This is a genomic window from Arthrobacter hankyongi (assembly GCF_022012395.1).
GTDB lineage: Bacteria > Actinomycetota > Actinomycetes > Actinomycetales > Micrococcaceae > Crystallibacter > Crystallibacter hankyongi.
The window spans coordinates 204,887-228,257 of record NZ_JAKLTQ010000006.1; the positions used below are offsets into that span (position 1 = coordinate 204,887).

Annotated in this window: 20 protein-coding genes; 1 reads left to right on the forward strand and 19 read right to left on the reverse strand. The window is 70.1% G+C overall.

Annotation, left to right across the window (positions count from 1 at the left end):
- Positions 1 to 55: 55 nt before the first annotated feature.
- On the reverse strand, positions 56 to 775 hold the full coding sequence (locus LVY72_RS10865; protein ID WP_237820673.1) for an NUDIX hydrolase: 720 nt from the start codon (positions 773 to 775) through the stop codon (positions 56 to 58).
- Positions 776 to 993: 218 nt separating this feature from the next.
- Positions 994 to 1,494, reverse strand: coding sequence for an Lrp/AsnC family transcriptional regulator (locus LVY72_RS10870; RefSeq protein ID WP_237820675.1), 501 nt, complete (start codon positions 1,492 to 1,494; stop codon positions 994 to 996).
- A gap of 272 nt (positions 1,495 to 1,766) precedes the next feature.
- On the opposite strand from LVY72_RS10870, the gene LVY72_RS10875 reads away from it, so the two are divergent.
- The gene (locus tag LVY72_RS10875) at positions 1,767 to 3,173 is read left to right on the forward strand and encodes an FAD-binding oxidoreductase (protein WP_237820677.1); all 1,407 of its coding nucleotides are present in this window, start codon (positions 1,767 to 1,769) and stop codon (positions 3,171 to 3,173) included.
- 51 nt (positions 3,174 to 3,224) lie between these two features.
- Here the strand turns inward: LVY72_RS10875 and LVY72_RS10880 are convergent, their stop codons facing one another.
- From LVY72_RS10880 to LVY72_RS10960, 17 genes are all read right to left on the reverse strand, one after another.
- Positions 3,225 to 4,343 (reverse strand): P-loop NTPase family protein, encoded by a 1,119-nt coding sequence (locus LVY72_RS10880; protein ID WP_237820679.1) that lies wholly within the window; start codon positions 4,341 to 4,343, stop codon positions 3,225 to 3,227.
- 65 nt (positions 4,344 to 4,408) lie between these two features.
- Positions 4,409 to 6,382 (reverse strand): eCIS core domain-containing protein, encoded by a 1,974-nt coding sequence (locus LVY72_RS10885; RefSeq protein WP_237820681.1) that lies wholly within the window; start codon positions 6,380 to 6,382, stop codon positions 4,409 to 4,411.
- Positions 6,383 to 6,421: 39 nt separating this feature from the next.
- A complete protein-coding gene (locus tag LVY72_RS10890) occupies positions 6,422 to 7,492 on the reverse strand; it encodes an IPT/TIG domain-containing protein (RefSeq protein WP_237820683.1) in 1,071 nt (356 codons plus the stop codon).
- Between the two features lie 11 nt (positions 7,493 to 7,503).
- The gene (locus LVY72_RS10895) at positions 7,504 to 8,844 is read right to left on the reverse strand and encodes an IPT/TIG domain-containing protein (RefSeq protein WP_237820685.1); all 1,341 of its coding nucleotides are present in this window, start codon (positions 8,842 to 8,844) and stop codon (positions 7,504 to 7,506) included.
- 15 nt (positions 8,845 to 8,859) lie between these two features.
- Positions 8,860 to 10,410: an IPT/TIG domain-containing protein gene (locus tag LVY72_RS10900; protein WP_237820687.1), complete on the reverse strand. Its 1,551-nt coding sequence runs from the start codon at positions 10,408 to 10,410 to the stop codon at positions 8,860 to 8,862.
- A 68-nt stretch (positions 10,411 to 10,478) separates the two neighbouring features.
- Positions 10,479 to 12,578, reverse strand: a complete 2,100-nt coding sequence (locus LVY72_RS10905; RefSeq protein ID WP_237820689.1) for a phage tail protein — start codon at positions 12,576 to 12,578, stop codon at positions 10,479 to 10,481.
- Positions 12,579 to 12,580: 2 nt separating this feature from the next.
- Positions 12,581 to 14,149, reverse strand: coding sequence for a baseplate J/gp47 family protein (locus tag LVY72_RS10910; RefSeq protein WP_237820691.1), 1,569 nt, complete (start codon positions 14,147 to 14,149; stop codon positions 12,581 to 12,583).
- Positions 14,150 to 14,176: 27 nt separating this feature from the next.
- The gene (locus tag LVY72_RS10915; RefSeq protein ID WP_237820693.1) at positions 14,177 to 14,539 is read right to left on the reverse strand and encodes a GPW/gp25 family protein; all 363 of its coding nucleotides are present in this window, start codon (positions 14,537 to 14,539) and stop codon (positions 14,177 to 14,179) included.
- Positions 14,540 to 14,562: 23 nt separating this feature from the next.
- A complete protein-coding gene (locus LVY72_RS10920) occupies positions 14,563 to 14,949 on the reverse strand; it encodes a hypothetical protein (protein WP_237820695.1) in 387 nt (128 codons plus the stop codon).
- Positions 14,950 to 14,959: 10 nt separating this feature from the next.
- Entirely contained in the window at positions 14,960 to 15,787 is an 828-nt protein-coding gene (locus LVY72_RS10925) for a phage baseplate assembly protein V (protein ID WP_237820697.1), read from the reverse strand.
- A gap of 12 nt (positions 15,788 to 15,799) precedes the next feature.
- Positions 15,800 to 16,915, reverse strand: coding sequence for a phage late control D family protein (locus LVY72_RS10930; protein ID WP_237820699.1), 1,116 nt, complete (start codon positions 16,913 to 16,915; stop codon positions 15,800 to 15,802).
- Between the two features lie 10 nt (positions 16,916 to 16,925).
- A complete protein-coding gene (locus LVY72_RS10935) occupies positions 16,926 to 17,492 on the reverse strand; it encodes a tail protein X (protein ID WP_237820701.1) in 567 nt (188 codons plus the stop codon).
- 5 nt (positions 17,493 to 17,497) lie between these two features.
- A complete protein-coding gene (locus LVY72_RS10940; protein ID WP_237820703.1) occupies positions 17,498 to 18,226 on the reverse strand; it encodes a hypothetical protein in 729 nt (242 codons plus the stop codon).
- A complete protein-coding gene (locus tag LVY72_RS10945) occupies positions 18,223 to 20,400 on the reverse strand; it encodes an ATP-binding protein (protein ID WP_237820705.1) in 2,178 nt (725 codons plus the stop codon). The genes LVY72_RS10940 and LVY72_RS10945 overlap by 4 nt, the downstream gene beginning before the upstream one ends.
- Positions 20,397 to 21,227, reverse strand: coding sequence for a Pvc16 family protein (locus LVY72_RS10950; RefSeq protein WP_237820707.1), 831 nt, complete (start codon positions 21,225 to 21,227; stop codon positions 20,397 to 20,399). The genes LVY72_RS10945 and LVY72_RS10950 overlap by 4 nt, the downstream gene beginning before the upstream one ends.
- A complete protein-coding gene (locus tag LVY72_RS10955) occupies positions 21,224 to 22,438 on the reverse strand; it encodes a hypothetical protein (RefSeq protein ID WP_237820709.1) in 1,215 nt (404 codons plus the stop codon). The genes LVY72_RS10950 and LVY72_RS10955 overlap by 4 nt, the downstream gene beginning before the upstream one ends.
- Complete coding sequence (locus tag LVY72_RS10960) at positions 22,428 to 23,324, reverse strand: T4 family baseplate hub assembly chaperone (RefSeq protein ID WP_237820711.1); 897 nt, start codon at positions 23,322 to 23,324, stop codon at positions 22,428 to 22,430. Before LVY72_RS10960 ends, LVY72_RS10955 begins: the two co-directional genes overlap by 11 nt.
- Between the last annotated feature and the right edge of the window lie 47 nt (positions 23,325 to 23,371).

Genomic DNA, 23,371 nt, shown 5'->3' on the forward strand with positions numbered 1-23,371 from the left:
TTGTTGTGCCTTACCTGCTGGTTGCTGCCTGCCGCCCTGGTAGCCGTTTGTCCGGTTACTCGACGGTCTGGCTGAGCGGTCCGTTGTTCCGCTGCGCGGCGGCGCCGGTATAGCGGTAGAGCCGCGGCGGCCGGTGCCGGCCGCCTTGGACGTATTCGTCCGTTTCCTCGATGTCCGGCGTGGAGCGCAGCTGGCGGCGGAAATTCGCCGGATCCAGCTTCCTGCCCAGCACGGCCTCGTAGACCTCGCGGACCTGGGCCAGGGTGAACTTGGGTCCCAGGAAGTCGTAGGCGATGGAGCCGTATTCGACCTTGTTCCGCAGCCGCCACAGGGCGTAGTCCACGATCAGGTTGTGGTCGAAGGCCAGCCGGTCCAGGCAGTCGGCCCGGAACCAGCCCACGTTTTCGGTCTCCCGGGCCAGGGCGGCCTCATCGGGCCGGACCAGCGCCCAGTAGACAATCGACACCATCCGCTGGACCGGCGAACGGTCCAGGCCGCCGAAGGCGTAGAGCTGCTCCAGGTAGCTCGGCTGCAGGCCGGTGGTTTCCTGCAGGCTGCGCGCGGCGGCATCCTGCAGAGATTCGGCGGCGCTCAACGGTCCGCCCGGCAGCGCCCAGAGGTCCCGGAAGGGCTGGCGGGTCCGGCGTACCAACGGCAGCCAGAGGGTGGGGCGGCCGTGGCCGGCGTCGGTCCGCAGTGCGAAGATGACCGTGGAAATGGCCAGTTCCGGCGGCTGCTGCGCACGCTCCGAGACGTTGGCGGATCCGATTCCCATGGCCACCTCCCTGCGGTACTAGTTATGGTCAAATAGACCAAAACACATTCTACAGGGTTATGGTCACACTGACACAATCTCTTTTTTGGCGCGGGGTCATAATCTGCCGCCGGCTCCCTGTGCGCACGCGCCAATCCGCCCAGTATCAGGCCGGCCGCAATGGGCAGATCCGGAACGTGCGCACTTTGTCCGGCCCTAAAGCGGGCACGTTGGTCCGGCTACGGGAGGGCAGCCGCGCCGCGCGGCCGGTCCTCCCCCGCGGCGGCCTGGACCAGCGGCAGGGTGCGGCCCTCGAAGTGGCTGTTCAGCACGATCACCGAGGAGGAACGAAGCACGGTGTTCGTGGCCGTGATCTCGTCCAGCACCCGCTGCAGGTCGGCATTGGAGCGGGCCACCACGCAGGCCAGCAGATCGTTCTCGCCCGAGACGGTATGCAGTTCCAGCACTTCGGGAATATCGGCGAGCGCGGTGGCCACCGCATCGTGGCCGGCCTCCTGGCGGATCGTCAACGCGCAATAGGCCTTGACCACGTAGCCCAGTTCCCGGGGCGCGATGCGCGGGCCCCAGCCGGCGATCACGCCCGCCCGCTGCATCTTGTCCAGCCGTGCCTGCACCGTCGCCCGGGCAACCTTCAGCACGCGCGAGGCCTCCAGCACGGACATCCGGGGGTCCTCGGCAAACAGCGTCACAATCTGCGAGTCCAGCGTATCGATTTGCACAGTATCCTCTCCGGCCTGCGGCCGCACGCCATCCTGCCACCTCTTGCCGAAAAAGGATATGCAATTTGTCCAGCCGGCGGGAACCGCCGGTGCCGCCCGCTCTTCCGCTGGCCACCGAGGGTGCCCATACTGGAGGAGCCGGCCCAAGCCGCAACCTGGGCGGCGGGCCCCGGCCGCAGGACGGGCCGGGCCCCGCCGCCGGGGAACATCACGGATACTTCCCGCGCGGGCGCGCCCGGAAGCCGCCTGCGCGGGCGCATGGAGGGTGCCTGATGAGTGACGAAACAGTTCTGGATCAACAGACCATTGCCAGCCTGCGGGACGAGGTAGCCGGCACCGTGCTGCTGCCCGGCGACGACGGCTACGACGAGGCGCGCCGGGTCTGGAACGGGATGATCGAACGCTGGCCGGCCGCCGTCGTGCGCGCCGGCACCGAGGCTGACATCGCTCCGGTGGTGCGCTGCGCGCGCGAGAACCGCCTTCCGCTTGCCGTCCGCGGCGGCGGCCACAATGTCGCCGGCAACGGAACCGTCGATGCCGGCCTGGTGCTGGACCTGGGCGGCCTGCGGAAGGTCGAGGTGGATCCGGACCGGCGCACCGTGCGGGTGCAGCCGGGCGCCACGCTGGCCGACCTGGACGCCGCCACCGCACCGCACGGGCTGGCCGTGCCCACCGGCGTCGTATCTTCCACCGGCGTCGCCGGGCTGACCCTGGGCGGCGGCTTCGGCTGGCTGACCCGCCCCAACGGACTCGCGGCCGACAATCTGCTCTCGGTGGACCTGGTGACGGCCGATGGCAGCACCGTCACCGCCAGCGACGCCGAGAATCCGGAACTGTTCTGGGGCCTGCGCGGCGGCGGCGGGAACTTCGGCGTGGCCAGTGCCTTCACCTTCCGCGCCCGGCCCCTGCCGGAAGCAGTATTCTCCGGCAACCTCATCTACTTCGGCCCCGAACACTGGACCATCGCGCTGCACGCCTGGGAGGAGTGGACGCGGGAGCTGCCGGAGGAGATGACCTCCATCATCACGGTGCTGGTGCCGCCGCCCAACTGGGAGCTGGGCAGCGAACCCATCTTGGTCATCGGTTTCTGCTGGACCGCCCGGGACCAGGCCGCAGGCCGGCCGGTCCTGGACAGGCTCCGGCAGGCAGCTCCTCCCGATACCGAAGTGGTGGAGCCGAGCAGCTGGGTGCAGTGGCAGTCGGCGATGGATGAGCTGTTCCCCAAAGGCGTGCGGGCCTACTGGAAGAACACGTCCTTCGACCGGCTGGACGACGAGGTGATTGCGCTCATTGTCGCCCGGGCGGCGGAACAGAGCTGGCACGGAACGGCGTTCGACATCCATCATCTGGGCGGGACGTACGGCACGGTTCCGGAAGACGCAACCCCGTTCCCAAACCGGTCCGCACGCTTCTGGCTCAATATCTACGGCTTCTGGAACGACGCCGCGGACGACGCCGCGCGGATCAATTTCGTGCGCGGCTTCGCCACCGATATGAGGCCGTTCGCCACCGGCGGCCAGTACATCAACTTCATGGGCGCCGAGCCCGGGCAGGATCCGCGGTCGCTGGCCGTCTCGGTCTATGGGCCGGAGAAGCTGGAGCGGCTGATTGCACTCAAGCGCCACTGGGACCCGGACAACGTCTTCCGGATGAACCACAACATCCAGCCCGTCGAGTAGGCCGGTGCCGGTCCGCGTTGCCGGCCTCGACGGACCGGCACCGCCGCCGGGCTAGGCGGGTACCACGACATGGAAGTCCCGCCGCGGCTGCGCAAGCACGCGTCCGACTTCCGGAACGAGCTGTTGCCCCGGCAGCCTGATCACATTGCCGGATTCCAGCGGTGCAATCCCGACCGCCGCATGCAGTTCGAGGACCTCCAGCTCGACCAAGTCCGCCAGCTCCGGGTCCAACGTGTCCGTATTGGTGAGCAGGACCGCGGCCCGGGCCACGACCCGGCCATCCAGCGCCCGGAGCGATTCACGCAGCGCGGGCATGGGACCGTCACGGCAGTCCACGACGGAGAGCAGCAGGCCGGTGCTGTCGGACAGACCTTCGGGGCCGATCGACACGGTCATGCTGCCTTCACCGCGGAGCTGGCCGGCGATCCCGGCCAGGCCGTGGTCCGGGTGGCCGACCAGCACCACCTCCGGCGCCAGGACGCGGAAGGTCACGGCGTCGTCGCTCTTCCCGGCAGCCGTGCGAACGGCCACCGGTACATCCGCGCCCGGCTGCCCCGTGGCCACCAGCCCCTCAGGAACCGCCACGGCCAGAGCCTGTGCCAACGGCAGCTTCCTCAGCAACACCGCTTCCCGATCCCCGAAGAACACCTGCGGTGTGCCGAGAAGCAAGGTCCGCCCGGTCAGCGCCACCTCCGTACCCGGCGCCCCCTGCCTCGGGTTCATCTGCTCGATCTCCGGCACCCACGCGGGCGGCCACGCCCACGGATCCACCACCTCCGCATCATTATCGGCCACCACCCAGGTGAACCACCGCTCCGTGCCTGGATCAGTGTTCCGGATGCCCAGACCCCACTCCTCCGTGGTATCCCGGTCAAACCCCACCACGAACTGCACCACGCCCTCCGGTGCCGGCACGAGGAACACATCCCCGACAAACCCGGTCCCGGCACCGGAGGCAGCGGTGGCCCGGAACACCGGCCGGCTCTGCGCCCCCGCCACCACCGCCGGCCCCTGCCCGGCCCGCACCGACACCTCCGGCACCACCGCACCGCCCAGCACCGCCACCCGGATAAACATCATCCGCGCATAGATCCCGGCAAACTCCGGCAACGGTTCCCCCGCGAACTGATCGAAACCGGCCTCGGCCCTCCCGCCGGCGTCCAACCGCAACGGACCCTCCGCCGGATCCGGAAACAATCCAAACCCCACAGCGCACCTCCCAACGGTTCTGTGGCCTACGGGATAAAGTTCCTGGCCGCCTCCGCGTCATAGACAACCACCTTGCCGGTCCAGTCGCTGCGGCCCAGATACTTCGTGTCATTGGCCAGCCTGACGTACTCGTCAACCTGGATGAGCCCGGCATCGATGGAAGCCGGCGTATTGGGTTTGACCTCGTAGATAACCGCCCCGACACGGTCCGCCCTGGCGGTCGCCCCCAGCTTGACCTCCGCCTGCAGCCCGTTGGGCATTTCGTCCAACGGAATGATCTTCCCCTCCTGCTGCAGGGCCTCGTAGCCCGGCGGAGCATCCACGGTGAGTTCGTTGCGCAACTCCTCCAGCCATTCGTGCGCAAAATTGCCCGCCTCCATCTGCCGCGGCTGCGGCCTGCCCGGAGTCTTCCGCGTGGACGCACCGGGTTCGGTTCCGGCGCCTGCCTTGGGTGCCTCCTCGGCCAGCGAAACCTCCCGTTCCAGGTCCTTGAGTCCCGGGGCCAGGTCACCCGAGTTGGGATTGGTCTCGTGGAGCGTTTTCAGTTCCTGCAGGCGGTCATACAGTTTTTCGTTGTTCAGGGCCTCGATCCGCGGTTCGAGCTTGCCGAGCCGTTCCGCGACACTGGGAACGGTTCCCTTCGTCTTGGCTGCCACCACCGTGCCGGCCTTCGCCGCGGCCCCGCCTTGTTTGACGATATTGCTCGCCAGCGCCGCCGCCTTCGGCGTAACCTCCGCGGCCGCCGGCAGCACCACGCCGGCAGTAGTCACCGCCGACGCCGGTTCCAGCACCGCCTGCGCTACCCGGGCCAGCCGTGCCTCAAGCTTGACGGCCTGTGCCGCGCTGCCGGCCTTCCCGGCAGAGATGCCCAGGGTGGCCAGGAACGCCAGGATCTGCCCGGTGAGCTCCCCGATCATCAGTGCGGCTTCCTCGGGTGAGGCCTTCTCGAACTTCGCCCGCCAGTCGGTGACGAAGGCACCAAGTGCAGCAGGAATGGCAGCGATGGTCCTGACCACCCGGGTGGCCCATTCGTCGAAGGCCTTACCGCCGTCGACAAAGCCCCACAGGAACTTAAGAATCCCCTCCGCCGCCCCGAGGACGATCTGTACCAGGCCCACCACCATCTGCAGGATGCCGGTAATGAATCCGGCCGTAATCCCCACGACCGCGTAGACCAGGCCTTCCAGGATGGTGAAGATGACATCCACGGCGGTCACGAGGACCTCGAACTGTGAACGCTGGGTAACGGTCAGAGTATCTCCGTACTTTCGCAGCCTGCCGATGCCCGAGCGGTGCAGGTCCCGGATGGCGGCGATCATCCACTTGTAGCCGGCCTCCTTGGCGGACACGGCCTTCTGCCCGAGCCAGTCCATACCGGATTCGGCCCAGTCGACCGGACGGAAGGTACCGTCCCGCGCCAACAGCGGCCCGGCACTGGCTGCGGGGACGCCCACCAGCCGGCCGGAGGCCGCCTGCACTGCCGCCCATTGCGCCGACAGTTCAAGCAGATCGCCGCGGTTCGTGCGCTCCGGGCTGCCCGCCACGTTCCGTTGCTGGAGCACATGGCCGACCTCATGGGCCAGCAACCGGTAGCCTTCGGCGGTGTACGGCGAGACCGCCGCCGGATAGCCGATGTGCCGCCCGATCGCGAAGGCCCGGGCATCGATCAGCCCGGCCAGCCTGGCTGCCTCCGGCCCGTGATGGATCCGGACCTGGCCCAACCCGGTGCCGAATGCCTGTTCCAGCCGGTCCCGCAGGTCCTCCGGCAGCACGTGGCCCGGGCCCAGTGCGGGTTCGTGCTCCGCCTGGTCCTGATGAGGGTCATGCGCGGGCGCGGCCCCCGCCTCCGGCTCGTGGAAGCCGGCAAGCCGCATCACCGTCTGGTTACCGAGCCGCCGCTGCAGCGGAACCGGACGGTGCGGCACGCTCCCGGGTTGCGCCGGCACCGGGCTGCGCCGGACAGGCCCCATCCGTTCAGGACCCACCCGCTCAATCGCCATGCGCGTCTCCTTCGCTTGATGCCTCCGCCTACCTGATCTTCATCCCCGGAACACCACGATCACCGGCCCGGGACACTGGGCTGTGCCGCCGGCGGTGGATATCGAAACCCTCACAACCAGGGGAAAGATTTGCTCGGGATTGCTGATGTCCTCCCCCGGCATCTGCAGTGTGAACTCGGTCGGGGAAGCCGGGTCGATGATCCCGCCGCTGCCCCCGGAGGAACCTCCCGGCCCGGGGCCCATGCTGACGAAGCCGTAGCCAGCCTGGACGGGTCCGTAGTGAAAGTTCTTCCCGTGCAGGGTCAGGATCTGGCCCGGTTTGGCGACGGCAGGAGTAAATGGCTCGGCCGCGAAGACCGGGGGCGGTGGCAGCGCGTGGAAGCCCGTCCCGGAGACGGCGGTACCGGCGCTGGTGCTGACGCTGACCTGCACGTCCGCGCCCGGCTGCCCCGGAGTCACGAGATCCTCCGGCACCGCCACGGTCAGCGCCGTCGGGGCCGGCGGGGCGAGCAGCGCCGCGGGCTTGTTGCCGAAGGTCACCGTGGGGGTGCCGACATGGAAGTTCGTACCGTGGAGCACCACGGAAGTGCCCGGCGCGCCGCTGTCCGGGGTGAACGGCACCGCGGCGAATCCCGGGGCGTACGACGCCGGATCCGCCCAGGGCTGGGCGGCGTCGGCCGGGTTGTCGGCCACCACCCAGGTGAACTGCCGGTCGGACACCGGATCATTGTTCCTGATCCCCAGCGTCCAGGCCTCCACCGTGTCCCGGTCGAATCCCATCAGGATCCGGAGGACGTTGCCCGATCCCGGGGCCAGGAATACATCGCCGACGAAGCCGGTGCCGGCACCGCCGGGGCCGGTGGACCGGAACACCGGCTGGGTCGCCGTCGAGACCGCCACCGCGGGGCCCTGCCCCGCCCGCAGGAACACTGTGGGCGGCACGGATCCGCCGATCATCGCCACCCGGATGAACATCATCCGCGCGTAGATCCCGGTGAATTCCGGCAACGGGGCACCGGCGAGCTGGCTGAACGGGGAATCCAGCCGGCCGCCGCCGGACCCGAGGGTCAGCGGTGTCACCTGCGGATCCGGAAACTGCTTGAAACCCATGGCGACTCCTCCTAGTCAGCGGGGCGGGTGACAGTGATAACTTCTGCGCTTGTACTGGATCCAAACTGGCCCCGCACGGTGATCCGGGCCTGGTTCTCCGCTTCCGGGCCAAGGTCGGGCGCCGTCACCCTGATCCGGGTCGCTGACGGCGGCTCGAGGAGCACAGCCGGAACCTCGCCACGACCCTCCACCGTGAATGTCACAGTCACTGGAGAAAAGTCGAATTCCTGGCCGTTCAGCGTGACCTCCCTGCCGACCTCGACAGTTGAGGGGCTGAAATCCTCAAGGGTCGGCACCGGTGGACCGACCAGGATCCGAAGGGCTTGGGCGCAGGTGACGGAACCTCCCGCAGTCGTCACCGTCACGGAGATTTTGCCGATCGGACCAAGGACGAAAACATCCGACGGTATCCGCACGGTCATGTCGGCAGGGCCCGGGGTGCCGAGGACCTCCCCGGCAACAGGAGCGGGCGGATCGTCGAAAAACTCCAACGCACGGAACTCCACTGCCACAGGAGCAAAGTCGAAATTCCGGCCGTGCAGCACAAGCTTCCTCCCGAGGCGGGCCATTTCCGGGGTGAAGGGCGGCTCGGCAAAACCCGGTTCGGGTGGCTCGGCGTGGAAGGGGATGGCGGCGGTCGCGGTGCCGGCACCGGTCTCGACCGTCACCCCGACGTCGGCGCCCGGCTGGCCGGCGGCCACCAGCCCTTCGGGGACGGCCATGCTCAGCTGCCCCGCTGCCGGCGGGGCCAGCGGCACTGCCTCCAGGCCCCCGAAGAACGTCCTCGGGGTACCGAGGTCGAAGTTCGTCCCGTGCAATACTACGGGCGTACCCGGGGTGCCCCGGTCCGGAGAAAACGGCGCTGCCGGCGCAAACGCCGGGACGAAGGACGCCGGATCCACCCACGGCTGCACCACCTCGGCAGGATTGTCGGCCACCACCCAGGTGAACAGCCGGTCGGCGGACGGGTCCAGGTTCCGGATCCCCAGCGCCCAGTCCTCCACCGTGTTCCGGTCGAACCCGACCGCCACCTGCGGCACCCCGCCGGGCCCCGGAACCAGGAACACATCCCCCACGAACCCGGTGCCGGCACCCCCGGGACCCGTGGCGCGGAACACCGGCCGGCTCGCTGCCGACACCGCCACCAAAGGACCCCGCCCCGCCCGCACCGATACCTCGGGGGCCACCGTCCCGCCGAGCACCGCCACCCGGATGAACATCATCCGCTCATAGACGCCGGCGAACTCCGGCAGCGGCGCACCCGCCAACTGCCCGAACGCAGCCTCGGCCCTCCCGCCCGCGGCCACCGGCAGCGGGCCTGCCGCCGGATCCGGAAACAACCCAAACACCATGGCATCCTCCCGCCGCTAGGCCTGACTGACGGTAATGAGCCCGGCACTCACGGCGGATCCCGCACCGGTAGACACCGTGATCCGGGCCTGCCGCTGCGGCTCCGCGCCGAAGATCAGTTCGGGTGTTTCCACCGTGATCTGGTCCGCCGTGGCTGGATTGGCGAGCCCGGCCCGGACCGGATCGAAGCCCTCGACGGTGAAGAACACACGCACCGGGGGAACGTCGAAGTTCTGGCCGTGCAGGATCACCGGGTCGCCGACGGCCGCGGACGGCGGCGTGAAGCTGGTAATGACCGGCGGTGGCGGCCCCACCCGGAAGTCGTCGGTGCTCTCGGCCTCGCCCTGGCTGGTCTGCACCTTGATCTTGACCAGCGAGTTGGCGGCCAGCCCGTCGGGTACCTGGACCTTCAGCGAGGTGTTGGCCGGCTCGCCCACCACGTTGCCCTTCTTCCCGCCGAAGAGCACCGTCAGCCCCGTGGCGTTGAAGTTGAATCCGGAGAGCAGCACCTCGGTGCCGGCCATGCCGCTGGCCGGGGAGAACTGCGGATCCGGCGGGGACGCGAAGACCGGCCCGGCCCGGACCCCGAACAGTTTCTCGCATACGGCCGAGGCCACTTCGTTGGCTACGGTGATCCTGACGCTCCGGCCGGTACCGTCGGGAGTCAGGCCGCCGGGGACGAGGACCACGATTTCGCTGGAGGAGAGCGTGGCGGCAACCGGAGCCTGGATGTCATCGAAGAAGACCTCGATGCTTCCCTTGTCGAAGTTGTTCCCGGCCAGGGTGATTTGCTGGTGGACCTGCCCGGTCAAGGGCCGCAGCGGCCGGTCCTGGGCAAAGGTCGGCGCGATCAGCACCCGTTCGAGCAGGCTGAGCCGGGTTTCGAGGTGGGACAGCGTCAGCCTGCGCTGGCGGAGGTCGCTGATCCGTTCCAGCGTGGTTCCGGCCAGGACGAAGGTCCCGGCAGTGATGGAGTCCTCGCCGCGGCGGCGGCGCAGCTGTGCCAGCGGATAGTGTATGTGGCCCGGTTCGGGACCGGGGACCGGCACCCCTTCGGCGACCCGCACCGTCCACTCGGGTTTCAGCCGCACCGAGGTCTGCATGCCTACGTCCTCGCTGTTGCCCAGCGAAACATCCCCCAGGCCGTCCACTTCGGCAAGGAACACCTGCAGGTAGACGATGTCGGTGCGCGGATCGGGCTGGGCCTCGGTGGGAGCGGTCAGCTCCGGGGCGGGCCCGCCGAAGGGCTGCTGGCGGTAGCTGGTGGCGGCCGCGATCCGGGCCTCGATCCCGCCGGCCAGGCAGGACCCCGGGCCGGTGATCCTGAAGTCGTTCTTGTCCTGCCCTGCCGGCAGGGCCTGGATGCCGAAGCCGTCCCCTGCGTCGGAGGCCAGCCCGTTGCCGATATAGCGGGAGAACAGCTGCCGCATGTCCGCGGCGAGCAGGTCCTGGAGCAGGTTCAGGTCCCGGTCCAGGATCGGCACGCCCTGTTCGATGTGCAGGCCGATGTAGCCTTTCGCCAGGTTCTCGAGCAGCAGCTCCAGCGGGGATCGCGAGAAGTCACTCATTGCCTCGCCGTCACTCTCCTCTCGAACAATGGTTGCCACCGGCCGGGCCGGAGCCCGACTCATCCTGTCTAGGGCCCGATGACAATGCCGCGGGCATTGATGGGCAGGAATTCCGGCAGCACCGCAGCCAGCCGCGACGGCGCCGCCTCGTCCCCCTCCGGCTCCACGGGCTGATCCGGCCCCACTGGCCGTTCCGGCTTCGCCAGGAAGATGCCGACGGCGTCCCGGGCGATGCGGCCATCCCGCTGCGGTCCGCCACCGGAGCGGGTATAGGTATAGGTCCCGGTGTCCCCGAAGCTGCCGGCCCGGGCTTTCCGGTGGCCGGCGTAGGTGGTGGTGCCCGCATAGCGCGTGTCGGGGATGCTGGCCTCGCCGGCGGCGGCATGGATGAGCGGTTCGCTGGAGCGGTAGAGCAGCAGCGTGGCGCCGGTACCGCGCACCGCGAGCGGTGCCCGTTGCGACACGGGCCCGACGGCGGCTGGTTGCGCCGGCGCCCAGTCGTGCGTGGCGGGATCGGCCAGTTGGGTCCGGAAGACTGACCAGCCGCCCTCATCCTCCGGCCCTGCCGGGGACCGGGTGGAGGCAAAGAAAAGTTCGATGCCGCCGTCCGGTCCGGCCAGCGCCGCCGGTTCCCGGTCGTGGACCGGCAGAGCCGGCTTCGGCAGCAGGCGCGCGGCCTGCCAGTCGCCGGCCTGGCCGGGATCGAGGCCGTCCTTGACCCGGTAGACTACGCTCCACCGGGTCTGCGGTGCCGGGCCGGCGGGCTCCTGACGTGCCCCGAACAGCCAGAGCCGGCCGCCGGCACCGGCGGGACGGACCAGCAGGAAGAGGTCCTCCTGGCTGCCCGGCTCCGCGTCCCCGGACAGCGTCCGCGGATCCTCCAGCTGCCACCGCGTGCCGTCATGCCGGTTGTACCTGATCTGCCACCGGCCGGCGGAGAATTCCTGCCAGAACAGCCACACTCCCCCGGCGTCGTCCGCCGCCGCACAGGGGTGGCGGCGCTCGGCATCGCCGCTGCCGAGGAACCCGGTGCCCGGCTGGCCGGAGACCTGCGGCGGGGACCAGCCGCCGTCGTCGCTCCGGAGTTGGAAGCCGATGCGCCAGCGGGGCGCCGGATCTGCCGGATTGCGGGTTTCCCAAAACAGCCAGAGCCGCTGCCCCGCGCGCGCTGCCGCCGGGTGCTTGTCGACACCGGTGCGGTCGACCACCGGGGCGCTGGGTGCCCAGGTCCCGTCGGCGGTGCGCGGCTTGGCCCAGATGTCCCAGCCGTGGCGCCGGTGCGTGTGGTAGAAGAACAGCTCGGAGCCGTCGGCCTCGCGCACGTGCGCGGCACGGCCTTCGTAGGCGAAGTTCACCGACACCAGCCCCGGGGTCCCCCACGCACCGCCGGCGTCATCGCGGACCACCGCCCACAGGTTCAGCCGCTCGGGCTGGTTGGTGCAGGCGACGTTGTGCACGAATTCCTTGGTCCGGATGGGCAGGCCGGTCACGCGCCGGGCCGTCGCCTCGAGGGCCGCCAGGGTGCCGGTGCACCGGTAGATCCAGGGAGCGAACCTGATCTCCTGCCGCTGCGCGCGCACGGGCAGGCCGAAATCTGTCCGCCAGCCGATCCACTGCGCCAGCAGCGGCAGCAGCCGCCCGTCCACCCGATCAAGATCGTGCAGGTCCAGCGCGGCCCGGGCCAGGCTGTACAGCTGGTCCAGCTGGGTGCCGGGCAGCTCGAGGAACCGCTGCAGCACCCCCTTGCCCGCATCCTCCGGTGCCAGTGCCGCCGGCACCGGTGCGGCTGCGTCGTAGCGGCGGTAGATGGCCGGCAGCAGCCCGTAGAGGTGGCCGGCGAAGCCGTAGGGCGAGGTGGCCATGGCGCAAACGCGGTTGTGCGGGTCCGCGGTGAATTCCGCTTCGCCCGGGGCCCGGGTGAAGAGCGTGTAGTAGTAGACGGTCTCGCCCTGCAGTCCGGTATCGGCCACGGTGCCGGAGCCGCCGGCCGGCACCTCGGCCACCTGCACGCCGTCGTCGGGCCGCACCGGATGGCTGCCGAGGTCACGTCGGATGCGGATGTCCGGGAGGTCCGGCCCCGCCCCGGCGCCGGCCTCCGGATAGCGCCAGGACAGGTCGATCCGGTTGCCGCCGGGGTGCGGCAGGGCGGTGATCTCCGAGAGGCGCATGATCAGCTGCCCGCCTGCCGGACCAAGAGCACCTTGATGCCCGCGGCATAGCCGGGATCAGCCGGCGGGACGGGGACCTGGTTCTCGCCCAGCCCGATCCGCCCATCCGCTGCGAACGGCACCGGCTCGCCGGCACGGAACTCGGTGATGTTGGCGAAGAGGACCCCCGGCGTGCTCTGGATGGCGTCATAGAACCGGCTGAGGTAGAGGGTTTCGCCGAAGCCGACGGCCTCGAAGTCCAGCAGCGCGGACGCCGCCTGCTCGACCGCCGCCCGGACATCCTCGCGCACATAGTAGCTTTCGACTCCGACCTCGGCGGTGACGAAGATTTCGACGTAGTCGACATCCTCGACCTCGATGATCTGGGTCAGCATCCGTTTGTCTTCGAGATACCGTTTCAGGCCCAGTTCGAGGACGTCGCTGACCTTGCCGTCTCCCCGGCCCCCGCCGGACGGAGCGACATACAGCGTGACCCGGTTCCAGCCGGCCGCGCTCGCGCGCACTTTGCCGACGCCGTGGAAGGTACGCGCGAGCTCCTCATAGTCGGCGGTGGTGACGGCGCGGTGCAGGGACCTGAACACCGACGGCGCGTGCCGGGCGGCGTGGGCGATGGTTTCCCGGTCCGCGCCGCCCGTCGCGGGCAGCGGATTGGTCACCTTGGCGCCCAGGACCGCCAGCGCCGGAGCGTTGACGATGCTGGTGATCGCGGCGGCGGGCACGTTTCCAACCAGCCCGCCGCCGATGCGGTAGCTTGCCGCGAGCGCCGCGCCGCGCAGCGGCACTGCGCCGAACGTGCCGTCCCCGAACCTCAGCGTGGCCTGGTCGTTCTCGTCGATGTCGATGCTGAAATCATGGTCTGCCGGCCCGCTGAACGCCAGGGTATCCCTGAACCTCCAGCGCTGGGGCGGCGCACCGCGCTGCGTCGTATCGAGCGTGACGCCCGCGCCTGCCTGCTGCCCGGAGGGCGGCAGGATCAGGCCGCCGTGGGCCAGGACGTACCGCTGGTCCGGCGAGCCGTCGGCGAGGCCCAGCACTTCGCCGGAGATCAGCCGGCCCTCCTCCACCGGTACCGTTGCGGCAGCCGGACCGTCAGGGTCGCCCGGGTCGACGGGCCGGAAGTCCAGGACGAGGGACGCTTCACCGGTGTACTCGAACCTGATGCTGGGCCTGTCCCCGAGGCTCCTGGTGGCAAACGCGGCACCGCGGCCGAGGCTGATGGGTTCGGGGATCCGGGTTCCGGCCGGAACCAATATGGTCAGCATGGCCGCAGCCGGCGCGGCGGTGCGCATCGGGTACCCGATCAGCCGCAGGTGCTCGATGACGCTGCGCCGGGTGGTTGCGGTGGCCAGGAAGCTCTCGTTGGCAACCCGGTCCTGGTAGTAGCTCAGGACGTCTCCGAGGTGGGCGAACAATTGCAGCAGCACGTTGCCGAAGTCGGCTTCGTTCAGGTAGTCCTGCCACTCGGGCAGCTTGCGGGGCACCTGTCCGCGCAGCGCCTTCAGGATCCCCTCGTAGTCGCGGCCGGTGTAGTCGATCACCGGCTGCCCGTCCATGTCTGCGATCTCGGCCATGTCCACCTCCGCTGCTTATCCCTTTTTTCACCTGAATTGGATCCGCACGGCCTGGCGGGCGGCATCCCGGCGCCGCACGTAGGCGACCTCGACCGTGAGCATTTCGTCCCGGGCCGTGATGTCCACACCGCTGACGGCAATTTCCCTGCCCAGCCAGCGGGCCAGGCTCTGGCTGGCGGTGAATTCGACGGCGGCGGCCAGGATCGTATTGTTCGGGTCGAAAACAAGGTTCAGCAGTCCGCAGCCGAAGTCCGGCTGGTTGACCCGTTCACCGGGGGCAGTGAACAGCACCTGCACGATCTTGCCGCGGATGCCGGCGTCCTCGCCGCCCTGACGTGCGATCATCCCGTCCGGCGTGACGCCGAAGGGGAATCCGAATCCCGTTGCCATCAGTCCGCTCTCCCTGCGTCCGGTTACTTAACGTGGCCCAGTCCGGTACCGCTCTGGGTGAAGGTGGCCCCCCGCTGGGCGCCGGTCAGGTTGACCTCGTGCAGATGCGGCCCCGGCGGTGCCGCGGCGGTTTGTCCGGCCACGGTGGCCGCGATGTCGCCGCTGGTCTGGATCCCGGTGATCTCCATGTTGGCGGTGAGATGGGTGACGACGCCGGTGGCAATGGCGAAGGCCAACTGCTTCCACCCCTTCCGCGCCGCATCCAGTGCCTCCTGCGCCTTGGTCTTGGCGTCGCCGGTCGCCGCATCGACGGCCTGCTGCAGCGGCGGCGCCAGCAGGCGGTCCATCTGCTCGAATATGGCCTTGCTCAGGCCTGCATCTGCGTCCACGGTGCCGATCACCATTGCCACGGGATTCCTCCTACCCGACCGAGTTCCTGGGCGAAAGCGGAACGTCCAGGCTCATCGGCAGCACCGGCGGGGACGTGGGGGCACCGAGGTTGCCGATGTGCGTGTGCGTGGAGAGCGCCGCCATGAAGGCTGCGATGTTGGCCTTGAACGTGGTGCCGAGAACCATCTTTTCCACCTCGCCGCCTACCTGGATGCCAGCCGGTCCCAGCTGCAGCGTGTTGCCGTTCCGGTCCCGCACGGTGATGCCGGTGGAGTCCATCGCCAAGCTGTTGCCGTTGGCCGGGCCGCCGGTGATGGCCACGCCGTCGGCGGTGAGGGTGATCCGGTGGCCGTGAATGCCGTCGGTGACCGTCACGCCGTCGGCGTCGAGGACGATCTGGTGGCCGTTCACGCCGTCGTGCAGCCGGATCGACGCCTGGTCTGCCGAGTCCTGGAACTGCAGGGTGTGTCCCTGGCCGGTCTTGATGATCTTGCTGCCGGCCCGGCCCGGCTGGCCCGCGCCGCTGTCGGGGCGGGGCGCCTCGCTGGTACCGCCGGATTCGCTGATGAATGCTCCGGACCAGAGGGGGAATTCCAGGTCGCCTTCCTCGAATTCGACCCACACGCCCGCGCCGCGGTCGGGGATGAACAGGAAGCCCTGCTGGTCCGCACCGCCATACGGTACGCAGGCTTTGGCCCAGCCGGTCACCACCTCGGGCCCCAGCACGCTGGGCACCTGCACGGTGAGCCGGCCGAGACCCTTGGGGTCCTCATTGTCGACGACGATGCCGCGGTACTTGCCGTAGTAGCGGCGGTCGATCTTCTCCACCAGGTCGGCGACGACACGTTCCAGGTCCATGGCATCCGCTCCTCACATCGGTAGTTCCGGCAACTGCCCGCCGGAGAACTTCTCGGATCCGGCAGGCATCAGGGCGTTGCGCTGGACCGTGAAGACCTGCGTGTAGCCGCTGGGGGTGAACACGTGCGTGACCCGGGAGACGTAGTAGACGCCGCTGTAGTTTTTCCCGATGCCTTTGACGGTCACGGTCCGGCGGGGCATCAGGATGGTGCCGTACTGGTTGGCGGCCACTTCCCCCTCCCCGGTAACAAACCACTCGCCCCGGTCATACAGCCCCTGGCACAGGATTTCCATTTCGCTCCGTCCGGTGGTGACGGTCTGGCCGAGCCGGGTCAGTCCGGCCTTCATACCGGCGGGCAGGTAGGAGGCCGGCGGATCCGCACCGAGCCGCTTCAAGCTGGTCTTCTCCACAGCGACATCGAGAATCTCCTTGCCCAGCTGGTCCAGCTGCGCCATCGCCACGGCCGAGGGCGCCACGGCGTTGACCTCGAGGGAGAGCTGGGTGACGGTGGTTTCCTCCCCGCACTGCACGTTCAGCACCGGCTGCGGGAACCGGTGCAGCTCCGGCGGCCCGAAGTGGCCCATGGTGCCCGAGAGGTAGCATTCAAAGCCGTTGCGCCGGGCCAGGCGCTTGAGGAAGCGGATGTCCGTCTCGCGCTGGATGATCGTGGACACGCCGGAATCGTGGACGACGCCGGTGTCGGTCACTTCCGAGCCCAGCCCGTAGCTGGAGAAGACCTCCGCGGCGATGTCGCTGTCCTTGCGGTTGGGCCAGTCCTTAAGCATGGTCTGCCGGTCCATCAGCACGCTGGCGTCCATGCCCCAGACCTCCAGCTGGCACTGGTCGGGTCCGCCGGGAAAGCCGGGCCGCAGATGGGTGATGTAGCCGGAGAACAGCTTTTCCTGCTCGTCGCCCAATCCGGCAGTGATGACCACCGGCTGCCAGAGCCGGATCCGCTCGTCGTCGAGCCAGGGCCAGGTGCCGTCGCTGCGCTGCGGCACGGCAACGCTGATCCGGAACATGCCCGCCAGTTCGTCGTCGAGCTCGACTTCAAGGGTGACCAGGTCGTCGTACAGTTCCGGCAGTTCCTCGCCGCCGATTTCGATGCGCAGTTTCTCCTGTTCCATGGCGCCGCAGCTACCCCCTTCCGGGCGGTGGAATGATGATGGGCCGGCCCGGCTGGCCGCTGGCCGCCGGCGGCCCGACACTGAACCCGGCCGCCGTGATCGCGCCGATCAGGGCCTCGGTACCGGTGCACTGACGGTTGTAGGTCACCAGCAGCGCCCGGCTGAAGCGCTCCTGGACCTGGGGGCCGTTCCCCACGTACTCGATGTCCTCCTGCACAGCGGCCCTTTCGACGCCGGAGATTCCGGCCAGCGCGCGCAACACCGGCTGCCATTCCGGGAGCTGGCCGCCGGCGGGAAGGCCAACCGGGAAACGTACGCTGACAAACGCCTCCTGCCCCAGCAGGGCCAGCGGCGAGAGGAAACCGGGATTGGCATCGCAGATCTGCCACCAGACCAGCGGTTCCTCGTAGTAGCGGTACGCCAGCTGGTCGAGCCGTTCTCCTTCGGCCACGGTATGCAGGAACTGTCCGGTCACCGGGGGCAACGGGCGCAGCTCCGTGGCCGTGGGTGTCCTGCCGCGCGCGTCGGGGGCTGCCGCCGCCGCCGGCGGCCGGTACCGGGAGTGTCTGCCGGACATGGCGCTCATCCCGGGATCACCACGTTGGCCGCATCGCCGATGTTGGCCAGGTTCAGCATGGACATGGCCTCGGTCATCAAGTGGGAGGCCAGGAACGGGGCGTTGTTGCCCTCGATCACGGTCAGGCTGACCGCCACGGTGGCCCGGACCGGGTTCAGGTCGGCACTGAATTCGGTCTCGGTAATGTGCAGGCTGTTGATATTGACCGGCAGCACCCGTTTGCGGCCGAAGATGAACAGGATCAGGGGCGGGTTGGCCCGCCGGGGATGGATGAAGTCCTGGCGTTGGCCCAGCAGGTCGCCGACCAGGCCGGCCAGCACGCCTTCCCCCTTCGGCTGCACCATCAACTCCAAGGTGGACAGCTGCGGTGCGATGCCCAGTTGCCCGGCCAAACCGTCGCCGTCGTTGAGCTTGTCCGTCGCGTCCAGCCGCACGTCGAACCCGATGGTCTGCTCCTGCACCGTGACGAGCTGCTGCTTGCGCAGTTCGTTCAGGTCGTCGAATTCCTTGCGGCCATGGAAATCCCGCAGCGGCCGGGGCGCAGGTGCGGCCGGGTTGGGGCGGGCACGGGTGGCCCGCGGCGTGGGCTGGGCCGGGGGCGCGAAGACCAGCTCCCGGTTCCGGGTCAGCTGCAGCGGGTTGTACTGGAACACCACCAGCAGCGGCGGAAGGCTCAGGCCGTATTCCACGAAGGCCCCGTGCAGGATCCTGGGCTTACCGGGCACGCCGGTCATGGTGCCACCTCCGTGGGCGCGGGCTGTTCGGTCCAGAGCTTGCCGAGCTTCTCGAATTCCCGGCGCGTGCCCAGCCGGATGTGCCGGGCGGTGATGATGCCGCCATCCGCGGCCGCGAGGAAGGCGGCGTTGAGGACGATGTTCTTGATGCTGCCCCCGGCGATGGCGTACTCGCCCGCCAGCGCCCCGCAGTCGACGTCGTCGGCCACCGGAGCTTCGGCCGGGAGGTGCGATTCCCAGATACGCCGGCGCAAGGCGGCATCCGGGAACGGAAAATCGACGACGTAACGCAGGCGGCGGGTGAAGGCCTCGTCCAGGTTGCTGCGCAGGTTGGAGGCCAGCAGCACGATCCCCTCGTGCTCGTCCAGCTTCTGCAGCAGGAAACTCGTCTCGATGTTGGCGTAGCGGTCGTGGGCGTCGCGCACCTCAGTGCGTTTGCCGAACAGGGCGTCGGCCTCGTCAAAGAAGAGGATGGCGTTGCCGGTGCGGGCCTCGTCGAAGATGCGGGCCAGGTTCTTCTCGGTTTCGCCAATGTACTTGCTGACCACGCCGGACAGGTCGACCTCGAACAGGCCCAGCCCGGCCTCGCGGGCCAGGACTTCGGCCGCCAAGGTCTTGCCGGTGCCGGGCGGACCGGCAAACAGCACGCTCAGGCCCTTCCCGCGGCTGAGTTCCCGGCCGAAGCCCCACGCCTCGTACACCCGGTAGTGCTGGTGGACCTGGGCGCAGATCTCGCGCAGCTGGGCGGTCCTGGAATCCGGCAGGACCAGGTCCTCCCAACCGTGGCGCGGGTCCACCTTCACGGCCAGGTCGCCCAGTTGCTGGCTGGATTGGTGCCGGCAGGCTGCCGCGAACTCCTCGAGGCTCGGACCGGACGCCGCGGACAGGCGGCGGCTCTGCTCTTCCGCAGCGGCGGCGGCCTGCCGGATCCGCGCCGGGGTGAGGACGAAGCGGCAGGCAAGGTCTTCGGCCCAGTCCGCCGCTGCGGGCGCCTTGCCGTCCAGTTGCCGGCGCCAGAGAGCGGCGCGCTCGGCGGCGCCGGGCACCGGCACGGCGGCGGTCCCGAAGTGTGCCGGATCGAAGATTCCGTTGGCACGCCAAGGCACTTCGCCGCCAAGAATGATCGGCCCGCCGCGTTCGGCGGCCAGCCGGCCCAGGGACTTCAACACCGCCCGGCCCGGTGCCCCCAGCAGTGCGTCCGCTCGCTCCAGGTACAGCGCGCTGCGCTGCAGGGCGGACTCCCGGCAGGCTGCCACCAATAGGTCCTGTGCCTGGTCCGGCGGCAGCGCCGGCAGGGCCTCGGCGTCCAGGATGAGCAGCGCAAGCCCGGCGGCGGCGCTGAGCCGCAGCGCCTGTTCGGCCTTGCCGACCCCTTCGGGCCCCTGCAGGTAAAGCACCTGCCGGCAGTCCGCGGACGGATCCGGGTCCAGCCGCAACCCTTCAACGGCAACGGCTGCGGCAGGATCCGCTGCCGGTTCCGTCGGCGGCGGCCGGCGCAGCCGGGCCACGCGGGCGAGCCGCCCGTCGATCCGCTGATCGCCCAGGGCAAACCGGCAGATGCGCGGATCCAGGCGCAGGAACCGCGCCAGTCCGCTCGATCCGGACGGACTGTTCGGGTCCGCCACCTCCTGCAGCAGCCCCCAGTGCTGCAGCGCGGCGGTCTCCCCGAAGATCCGTTGGGCCGTCCAGCGACGGTCTTCGGTCCCGCAGAGCAGGTCCAGCACCAGGTCGACGCTGGGCCGTTTGCGGGTGATGTCATCCTGCAGGTAGGCATAGAGGCGGTCGTACTTGGACCGCAGCTCCGGTGCCAGACAGACCACGATGGCCTGCAGTTCGACGTCCGACAGCCCGAACAGCTCCGCCAGCCGCGGCAGGGCCAGGTCCACCCCGGCGTCGCGGCTGGCCGCGGTCCGCCCGCCGATGGTTTCGCCCAGCTCGTCCAGGATGCCGCGGGCGGCCGCGGCGGCCGGGCTGTCCGGGCCCGGTTCCGGGCCACGGTCCAGCAGCCAGGTCACCTCGTCGGGGGAAATGAACACCGTGCGCTCCAGCTGGGACTGGGGCGCGGCCTCGTTCAGCAGTGGCCAGGTCAGCGTCCGCAGCCGGATCCGTGCATCCAGGCGGCGCAATTCGTCGCGGAGGTGCTCGTAGTTGTCCGCATACGGGCCGGCCATCATGGCGCCACCTCGAACAGGAAGGTGCGCCGGAACGCCGCGGGAATTTCCACCCGCACCTCGTAGACGCCCGGGCCCAGATCCGCCGGGACCACGGCGGCCACCGTGTTGCCCTCGGCGGCGGCGTCGAGCAGGGTCCGGCCGCCGATGCTCGCCGCCACCCGCCAGCCGGCGAGGTTCACGCCGGTGAAGCTGACGGAGCTGCCGCCGGGCCCGTGCGCCGGCGACATGTCCAGGATCGCCGGCGGGGCGGCCGGCTGCCGCACGGTTGGAACGCCGACGGCGCGCACCCGTGCCGGAACCGGCAGCGGTGCCGGCGGCACGGCGTCGAGCTGGACCGTGGCGACCTGGTAAAGCACCGAGAGCCGGAACGGCTGGGAGAACGTGGCCCAGATCCGGCTGAGCTCTTCCGCGTCCAGCTTCCGGCAGACAATCCGCAGCTCTTCCCGGGCACCGGCCAGGCCGGGGTCCAGGTGGCCGCGGGGAACCGGCGAATGCTGCCGGAAGACCCGCATCGCCTCGCCCATGATTTCGTGCGCCGTGACGTTCCCGCCGGCGGCATCGTTCGGGGCGTACACCGTCATCAGGTAGAACAGGCTCAGCGACAGCGGCGGCGGAACCAGCCGGTTCCCGGGCCCGGCGAGCGCATCCTGGTTGGCCAGGTACTCGTTTTCCTCGATCCGGTACAGGAAAAGGTTGACCCGCCGGCTGCTGCCGGTCTCGTCCGGTGCCAGCACCGTCACATCGACCTCCGGGGTCAGCCGCATCTCGCCCCGGAGCAGGTTGCGCAGCGAGGTGCTGACCATGCCGATGGCTGTCGAGACGCTCATCGGAGCACTCCGGTCTGCCACCGGCGCAGGAAGCGGCGCTCCCAAAAGGCCGGGCTGCCGCCCCACGCGTCCCCGGCCCGGTACCCGGGGGCCTGTGCTTCCGGCAACGGGGCCGGCGGCACCAGGCCATCGTCGTCGGGCAGGTCCGGCCGCTCCGGGGACAGCGGCGGCCGCGGCTCCGGGTCCGGCAACCAGGCCGTGCTCCGACCGGGATCCGGCTGCGCCGGGCCCGCCCCGGCGGCCCGCGCGACCGGCTGGTCCGGGACTGCCGCGGAGGCCGGCCGGCCAGGCGCCCCGTCCACCAGACGGGCGCGGAGGCCCGGCACCGGACCGGTGCCAGGGACCGGTACCGGGAGCCCGGGCCGGCCCGCGGTACCGGCAGCCGCCCAGGCGGCTGGCCCGGCCCCGGGTTCCGGACCGGGCCCAGGCTGCGCCGGCTGGGAAGCCAGCTCCGGCCAGGCCGCGGTCGCCGCACCGGCCGCCGGCGGCCGGCGGCCCAGGCCCGACGATCCTGGCTGCGCATCAGGCTGCAATGCTCCACGCAGCGGCGTTCCGGGCGTCGGCGCTCCGGGCGCGCCTGACACCGGCACCTGCCGGCCGGCGCCGGGCAACGGACCGCCCGTCCCGGCCGGGCCGGCAGCGCCGCCGCTCGGCCGCGGCGGGACAGGGTACCGGTCCGGTCCGGCATCGTCGGACGCCGCGTCTGGGACCTGCGGCCCGGGCGGCCGGGCGGTGAACGGGTCCGGCGCGGTTCCCGCCGGCTTCGGACGCCCCCCAGGCGTGTGCCCGGGCACGAGGATCGAGGGCAAGCCGGTGGCAGGTTCCCGAGCCGGGGCCGGCTGCCAAGCATCCGGATGGTTGCCGCCGCGGAGGTCCGGCCCATCGCCGGCCCGGCCGGCTGACGGCGGCAGCGGCGGCGACGGAATATACCCGTCCTCCGGCTCCAGACCCGCCGACAGGCTTTCCTCCGGCGCGAGGGCCAAGGAATCCGGCGGCCAGGCCGGCGAAACCCACGTACCGGCCTCCGGCTGGTAGCGGGCACCATCGGGCGCCCGCCGGAGATAGGCGAAGACCAGCCCGGGCATCCGGACCGGCACGAGGCAGGGGCCGTCGGTACCGGCCGCGCCGAGCAGCCGCGCGGCACCGCTGCGGTAGCGGAACGGCCGCGCGCCGCCGGCCAGCACCCGGCCCAGATAGCCCTCAGGCGCCATCGTTGAGCCTTTCGATCTCGTCGGCGAGGACCTCCAGGTAGGTCCGGCGTCGGCCACGGGTCATCGCCATGATCTCCTGCTCGCCCCAGTGGTAGTGGTACGCCAGATAGTGCACCTCGCGGTAGAGCAGCCCGCTGTCCGCGCGCAGCTCGCCGAAGAAGAACCGCTGCACGTCGAAGGGCACCAGGAACGAACGCCCGCATTCGGCGCAGCCTGCCTCGATCATCTCCTCGATGCCCGGGGCCAGCTGCTGCATCCGCTCCTCGATCTCGGCCCGGGCCAACGGCGAGAGTGCCCCCACCAGCTCCCGGCCGGGCGGCGCGGACCCGCCAACCTCCCGGATACACCGTTCCAGCAGCAGGGTCAGCGCCCGGGCCTCGTTCACGGCCAGCCAGGGGGAAAGCTCTTCCTGGTCCGCTCCGGTGGGCAGCCTGAAGCTGACCGTCCGGCCGACGTCGCCGCTGTCCGGCGCCGCGGCCGCCGACAGGGTCAGCCGGTAGACCGGGCCCTTGTCGCCGGGTTCGGACACCGGCAGGTCAGTCAGCGAGAACTCGACGGTAACCGGCCTGCCGCAATCTGCCCATGGGCACACCAGCCCGGCACGCACGCTGTCGCCGAAGGTCGCCTGCCGCAGCCGCAGCAGCAGGAACTGCCGGTCCCCCACCAACAGCTGGCGGGCCACCTGCTCCGGCACCGGGCAGATACTGCCCAGGCTCTTCAGGACACGGGCGAGCAGCTCGGTGACCAGCGCCGCCGGCGGCCGGTCCGAAGCCTGGGCCAGCAGCTCCTCGTCGCGGCCGGTCAGCGCCGCCAGCTCGAAGCTGCGGTGCAGCCTGCCCTCGCCGTCCCAGTAGCCGCCGGGCAGTATTCCTGCGAGTGTGTCCATCGATCACCCCTTGCCGGTCCCGCGGTCGGAGTCCGGCAGCGCGCGTT